The sequence below is a fragment of the Streptomyces sp. NPDC058051 genome, assembly GCF_042885475.1.
GTDB lineage: Bacteria > Actinomycetota > Actinomycetes > Streptomycetales > Streptomycetaceae > Streptomyces.
Genome location: NZ_JBHVRW010000013.1, coordinates 229,864 through 236,753, shown reverse-complemented (window position 1 = coordinate 236,753; position 6,890 = coordinate 229,864). Strand labels below are relative to the sequence as shown.

The following is a 6,890-nucleotide window of genomic DNA, read 5'->3' as shown; positions in this document are numbered from 1 at the left end:
GGCGCGGGCGCGGGCGCGGGCGCGGGCGCGGGCGCGGGCGCGGGCGCGGAGAGTCCACGTCGCTGGTGCCGGCCAACGCCGACCTCTCGCGCTGACCCGCTGGACTGGTCACGTGCATTCCCTCGTACGGTTCACCTCCGCTCGCGCGGAGCGCACTTGCTCAACTGGGCCTGGAGTTCGTTGATGCGCGGTTCACCTCCGCTCGCGCGGAGCGCACTACCTTGCGCATGGCCTGGTTGAGCCAGAAGTCGGTTCACCTCCGCTCGCGCGGAGCGCACATGCACCTACTCGTCCTTGCGCTCGCCACCTTCGGTTCACCTCCGCTCGCGCGGAGCGCACTCCTCGGCTTGCTCCTCCGTCGCCGGGTGCTGTGGTTCACCTCCGCTCGCGCGGAGCGCACATTTTCACGGTCTCCCCGGCGCCGCTCGACCACGGTTCACCTCCGCTCGCGCGGAGCGCACATGCCGTCGGCGTTGTCGTAGACGACGCCGGGCGGTTCACCTCCGCTCGCGCGGAGCGCACAGGTGCACGAACACGCCGAGGACCGGCGGGACCGGTTCACCTCCGCTCGCGCGGAGCGCACCTGGTGCGGATGGATGTGATCGATTCCCGCCTCCGGTTCACCTCCGCTCGCGCGGAGCGCACCTTCAGGTGACCATATGATTCGGCGCTGCCTGCGGTTCACCTCCGCTCGCGCGGAGCGCACGACGCGGCCCAAATCCTCAACATCACTCATTGCGGTTCACCTCCGCTCGCGCGGAGCGCACGCATCGCGGCCCGACGGCACCCCGACCACACCCGGTTCACCTCCGCTCGCGCGGAGCGCACGGTCATCAGGCGCTCACCGCCACGGGCGCGGCCGGTTCACCTCCGCTCGCGCGGAGCGCACGGTCGTCGTCCGCTCGAACGTGCCGTACCCCACGGTTCACCTCCGCTCGCGCGGAGCGCACCGATGGTCTCGGCAGCGTAGGTGACGCTGATACGGTTCACCTCCGCTCGCGCGGAGCGCACGACACGTTCAGTCCGTGTGCCGTTTCGGCGATCGGTTCACCTCCGCTCGCGCGGAGCGCACACTGGGACGCCGTCGTCGTTTGCGGCCGTCACCGGTTCACCTCCGCTCGCGCGGAGCGCACTTGCCGTCGCCATCGCCATCGCCCTGGCCGTGCGGTTCACCTCCGCTCGCGCGGAGCGCACGTGGCACCTGGGCGCCAACGACCGCCCGCGCAGGGTTCACCTCCGCTCGCGCGGAGCGCACCCCTCCAGTTCCTCGACCCAGCGCAGGGAGCGCGGTTCACCTCCGCTCGCGCGGAGCGCACGCACCGAGCGGCGTCAGGAGGAAGTAAGAGAGCGGTTCACCTCCGCTCGCGCGGAGCGCACCACAGCAGCTCGCGGACCTGAACGACCGGCTCCGGTTCACCTCCGCTCGCGCGGAGCGCACCCTTTTTGACCTGCCGCTAAGAAACAGCTTTACCGTCTCTTTGCAGTAAGCAAAAGTGCATGAATCGCCCTGCCATCATCGCGAGCCGAGTGTACTGCCTGCCTTCGATCCTGCCGTGAGATTGGAGGTTGCGGATCACACATACCGACCCACCGGCTGCATTATCGCCACGCCGAACCAAGCAAGAACAGCTGGCCCTTGGCTGGATTTGACCCAAGGCCGCAAGGGGCCCGTGGCGCCTCCGCGAGCGACTCTACAGGCCGCCACTGACAGTTCAGAGAGTCGGTTGCGAGCTCTTCTCGCCTCACTCTATGTTGTTGCCGTCGGCGGGCGAAAAGCTGGCAAATACACCAATTTAAAGGGCAGTTACCTGCGCTGCCTCTCACTTCAATGTCTCGTGATCCCGGCTGGAGCTGCTCCCTGTGGTGAATGTGCTGACGTCGCCTTGTGTGCCGTTCAAGTGGCACCTCGACGCCGACCCTCAAGAACTGAAACGGTTGGCGCCAGGCGCGCTTCCTGCCGCGAATCCGGGCTCAACGAGCCTGACCTCGCTGGGCGACGCGCTTACCGCGGGGCACCTGGGGACACTCGACGTCGCGAACGTGGCGGTCTCTTCTTGCTTACGCCGCCTTCTCGTGGTCCTGTTCATCCGCGTGAGCGGCCTCGGCGTCGCGGATCCCGACGCGTGGGAGGACCGCTGGGACGAACTCCTCGCTCAGGGGCGCCTTGACCCGGCCACCGTGGCTGAGTACTCCGCCCGGTGGGGGCACCGGTTCGAGCTGGATGATCGTGACCGGCCGTTCCTCCAAGACCCGCGTCTCGCCGAGGAGTGCGGGGGGCCGGCGCCGCCCGCAAAACTCGTCATGACCCGGGCCTCGGGGAACAACCAGCCCTGGATGGACCGGACTCCACAGGAGGTGCCGGTCCCCCCGCGGGAGGCGTTCTGGTGGATCCTCGTGTGGCGGCTGTACGGGCCGTGCGGGCTCGGGGCGAACCGCACCCACAACGGCGTCGAGCACAAGTCCATGGCAGCCGCACCGCTTCGGTCCGTCATCTCCTGGCACCCTGAGGCCGGGAACGAGTTCATCAACCTCCTGCTGTCGGCACCGCACCCCGCTGACGTGCCTGTCACCGGGGCCGATCTGCCCGAGTGGGAGCAGGAGGACCTTCCCGACCCGTTCCGGCCTGAACTTCCCACCGGACCCGTGTCCCGGCTCATCAACCGGGCCGCGCACGCGACGCTCACCAGCGCCGATCCCGTCACCGGCCAGGTCACCCGTGTCTGGACGGCGTGGCGCACCCCGGTGCCCAGCGCGTTCAAGGATGCCGGGGCGAGGAAGGCCGTCGAGGCCGCGGCAGCGGCCATCACGGCGGCAGAGGACCCGTTCCTGGTCAACCGGGTCGTCGGTGGTCCCGTTCGCGCTCACCACGCCCGTTCCCTCGTCAGGGATTTCGAGTCGCTGATTCACATCCGGCGCCCCGGTGACACCACGAAGTCCGCCACGACTCCGCCGGCGTGGATCCGGCTGCTGGACACCCTTCCTGTGGAGGCGCTCGCCCGGATCGGCCCTGTCCGGGCCCGGGCCCTTGCCTGCCACCAGGACAAGCAGGAGAGGGAGAAGCTCTGGTTCGAGCAGATCACGCCGGTGCCGGTCGCCGCGTTCACGTCCGGCCGCCACCCCGGGAATGCCGCCCTGGTCGCTGCCGCCCGTAAGACCGCCGAGGACACCGCGAAGGACCTGGCCGCCGCGCTCCGGTCCGCGTGGAACGCGATGAGCCCCGACCCGCGCTCGGAATGCCCGTGGACCCACCACACGATCGCCGCCTACTGGGACCGTACCGACGCTCTCTTCTGGCAGGCCATCACCAACGGCACCGAGCCCGAACTCCGTTCACTCGCCATCGCTTTGTACGACGACGCGACCCGCGCAGACGCCGCCACCTCCGCCGGCCTGGTCCCCATCGCCACCGCCCGCGCAAGCCTCACCCATCCCAAGGCCCGGCGCGGAAAGCGGAGCAAATGACCCCGCAACCACGAGAAGGAACCCGTCTGTGACAACGGAATCACCGCCCGACGGCAACGGCCTGGCCACCTACGAGCGGTTCATGGCAACCGTGCGCCGCGCCTGCGCCTCACCCGAGGGCCGCGCGACCCTCCGCCAGGGCCTCGCCGACAACCTCGACAATCCCTGGCCCCTGTACATGCACCTCATGCCCGCAGGCGGCATCCCCGTCCGCAAGGACACCCCGCACCACGCCCAGCGCCAGGCCGAACTCCCGTTCCTGATGGCCGCTGCGCTGTACGCCGTCCACGACGCTCCCAACCCCCGCGCCGGCGACAAACCGCTCACCGTCCGGCAGCCCGTCCCGGCGAAGCAATGGGAGAACCTCGGCTGGTCCCTCGCCAGAGCCGCGGGGACCGGCATGCGCCGCGAAACGGCCACTGGGCTTCTCTCCCATCTGTGCGAGCTCGACCACGACACGCTGATCGCCGAACTCCCCTCCACCATCAGCCTGCTGCGCTCAAACAGAGTCCCGGTCAAGTGGCCGGTCCTGCTGCGTGACCTCATCCGCTACCAGCGCTGGGCCCCGGACGTCCGTATCGACTGGGCCCGCGCCTACACCATGCCCGCCCGCCCGAAGGAGACCAACAAGTGACCCCGCTGTACATCGACGTCCACATCATCCATTCCGCCCCCTACAGCAATCTCAACCGCGACCGGCAGGGCGCCCCCAAGACCGGGACCTACGGCGGGGTGTCACGCCCCCGGCTGTCCTCCCAGCACGGCCGCCGCCACAGCAGAACCCACATGGAAGAGGCCCTGGGAGAGCGCGCCCGCCGTACCCGCGGTACCCCCGGCGCCGTCGCCGGCCGCCTGCACGAGTCGGGCTGGGACAAGGCCACCGCCCTCGCCGCCGCGCAGATGCTCATCCTCGCCGCGGGCGTCAAGGGGCTCGGCCTGTCGGACGGCGGAGGCACCAACGCCCTGCTCTTCCTCCCGGAGAGCGCGTTCGACTCGCTGGCCGAGATCGCGGAAGCCCACCGCGACGCGCTCACGAAGGCCGCGTCCGCCGCGGCCAAGGCCATCGCCCAGGCCGCGGCGAAGGACGAAAGCTCGCCCGAGAACGACGAGTCCGACGTCGGCTTCGAGGACGAAGCAGAAGAGGAGGCCGCCGAGACCGGGCCCCTCGCCGCGGCGTACAAGAAGATCCCCGCCACGGACCGCAAGACGCTCCAGGTGTCCGTCCTGGAGGTTCTGCGCCAGCGCAACGCCTCGATCGCCGCTTTCGGGCGCATGCTGGCCAACGAGGCCGGATCCGCCGTGTCCGGAGCCGTGCAGATGGCCCACAGCATCGCCACTCACTCGGGGCCGAGCCAGATCGACTTCTTCTCAGCGGTCGACGACCTGCTCCACGAGGCCCGGCAGGAAACGGGGGCGGGCCACATGGGCGATCAGCGGTTCACCTCCGCCACCTTCTACCGCTACGCCACCCTCAACGTCCGCGAACTCATCGGCAACCTCGACGACGACACCAACACCGCCCAGCAGGTGATCGACGCGTTCCTGCGGGCCTTCCCCCTCGCGATCATGCCCGCCAAGGCATCCGGCACCGCACCCCACACCGTCCCCCACCTCATCCACATCGCCGTCCGCACCGACCGGCCCATCAACCTCGCCGGTGCGTTCGAGACGCCCGTCCCCGCCACCGCCAACGGCTACGTTCCCGCCTCCCTCGACGCCCTCAATGCCCACGCGGCCGCCCACGCCCGCATGCTCGGCACCAGCCGGATCGCCGACCACGCCCACGTCACCCTCAGCGACACCGAGTTCACCGCCCTCGGCGACCGTGTCAACGCCTTCGACGACCTGATCGCCCGCACCCTGCACAGCGTAGCCAAGCACACCAACTGAACCAGCGGGCCGCTCCGCGCCCGCGGAGACCACCCCGTCCATCCCACCAAGGAGGACCCGTGACCGGCTTTCTCATGCACCTCTCCGCCGTCCATCAAAGCTGGGGCGGTCCGGCAGACTTCAAAATCAGGCCCACCCACACCGCACCCACCAGGTCGGCCCTCACCGGCCTGCTCGCCTCCGCCCTCGGGCGCCCCCGCGACCACGACAACAGCGACCTCGCCGAACTCCGCTACGTCATCCGCGTCGACCGCCCCGGACACCGCGAGATGGACTTCCACACCATCGGCGGCGGCTACCCCAGCGAACTCACACCACCCACCGCCGCCGGCACACGCAAGAAGGACGGCGAAGGGACCATGCTGACCGAACGCTGGTACCTGGCCGACGCCGCGTTCACCGTCGCCGTCTCGGGCCCCACCCACGTCACCGCGCTCGCCGCACACGCCCTCACCGAGCCGGTGTTCGCGCCCTACCTCGGCCGCCGCTCCTGCCCCCCAGACAGCCCGCTCCTCCTTCGCACCGATCTCGACGACCCGGTCGCCGAACTCGACCGCGCGCCCCTGCATGCAGACCCTCCGCATCACGCCACCACGATCGGCATCACCTTCGTCCACGACACCCCGCCCTCCCCCGGCCTCCCGGCGACCAATACCGTCCGCGACGTCCCCGCACCCGGCCGCACCTTCACCACCCGCGACCTCTGGGAATCCCGGCGCACCCTCCCCGCCAGCCTCTGTGCCGGCCGCGGCACCCCCTGGATCACCGCCCTCACCACCTACGCGCAGCCCACCGCCCTCCCGGAGACCTCATGACCACCCCGCCCCCGACCTCCACCGTCCACCTGGCGCGCATCACCCTCAACCCCCGTTCGCGCGACGTCCACCACGACCTGCGCGACCACACCGCCCTCCACCGCCGTGTCAGCGCCCTCTTCCCCGACCAGGGCGGCGACAGTCCCCGCACCATCCACAACGTGCTGTACCGCCTCGAACGCGAGCACAACGGCGCAAGTCTCCTCGTCCAATCGACCGGCATCACCGTCAACCGCAACGCCCTCCCCGCCAACTACATGGCCGACGGCATCGACTACCGCGAGCTCACTCTGCTCCTCGACTGGGCGACGCCCGGCAGAACCGTCCGCTACCGAATCGACGCCAATCCCCTCAAGGCCGAGTTCGTCCGCGGCCGACGGGGACGCCGCGTCCCACTGACCGGAGAGGCCGCTCTCACCTGGTGGGAGCGCAAAGCCGCAGACGCCGGCCTCACCCCCCACCTCGTCCTCGACACCCCCCAGCCCCCCGTCCTCGCCACTCGCGGCGAGAAGAAGCGCGCCCACCTGGCCGTCACACGATTCGACGGCATCGCCACCGTCACCAACACAGGCGCCCTGCGCCAGGCCATCACCACCGGCATCGGCCAAGGGCGCGCCTTCGGCGTCGGGCTGCTCTCCATCGCACCGCACCGCACCTGAGTCCAGAGCGACGTCGGGCCAGAGTCCAGGCAACCGCGGATCCACGCAGCCCGACGTTCCGTCC

Annotated in this window: 5 protein-coding genes and 1 CRISPR repeat array; all 5 genes read left to right on the top strand. The window is 70.0% G+C overall.

The window, feature by feature from the left end; all coding sequences use genetic code 11:
- Positions 1–127: 127 nt before the first annotated feature.
- A CRISPR array of direct repeats spans positions 128–1,438; the repeat unit is 29 nt; unit sequence CGGTTCACCTCCGCTCGCGCGGAGCGCAC.
- A gap of 422 nt (positions 1,439–1,860) precedes the next feature.
- Genes casA through cas6e form a run of 5 tightly spaced genes read left to right on the top strand, consistent with a single transcriptional unit; the run spans position 1,861 to position 6,826 of the window.
- Positions 1,861–3,462, top strand: a complete 1,602-nt coding sequence (casA, locus tag ACFVUT_RS22125) for a type I-E CRISPR-associated protein Cse1/CasA (RefSeq protein WP_389659032.1) — start codon at positions 1,861–1,863, stop codon at positions 3,460–3,462.
- A 28-nt stretch (positions 3,463–3,490) separates the two neighbouring features.
- Positions 3,491–4,096: a type I-E CRISPR-associated protein Cse2/CasB gene (gene casB / locus ACFVUT_RS22120; RefSeq protein ID WP_389659029.1), complete on the top strand. Its 606-nt coding sequence runs from the start codon at positions 3,491–3,493 to the stop codon at positions 4,094–4,096.
- On the top strand, positions 4,093–5,352 hold the full coding sequence (locus ACFVUT_RS22115; protein WP_389659026.1) for a type I-E CRISPR-associated protein Cas7/Cse4/CasC: 1,260 nt from the start codon (positions 4,093–4,095) through the stop codon (positions 5,350–5,352). The genes casB and ACFVUT_RS22115 overlap by 4 nt, the downstream gene beginning before the upstream one ends.
- Positions 5,353–5,411: 59 nt before the next feature.
- Positions 5,412–6,167, top strand: a complete 756-nt coding sequence (cas5e, locus tag ACFVUT_RS22110) for a type I-E CRISPR-associated protein Cas5/CasD (RefSeq protein WP_389659023.1) — start codon at positions 5,412–5,414, stop codon at positions 6,165–6,167.
- Complete coding sequence (cas6e, locus tag ACFVUT_RS22105; protein ID WP_389659020.1) at positions 6,164–6,826, top strand: type I-E CRISPR-associated protein Cas6/Cse3/CasE; 663 nt, start codon at positions 6,164–6,166, stop codon at positions 6,824–6,826. The genes cas5e and cas6e overlap by 4 nt, the downstream gene beginning before the upstream one ends.
- Positions 6,827–6,890 lie beyond the last annotated feature (64 nt).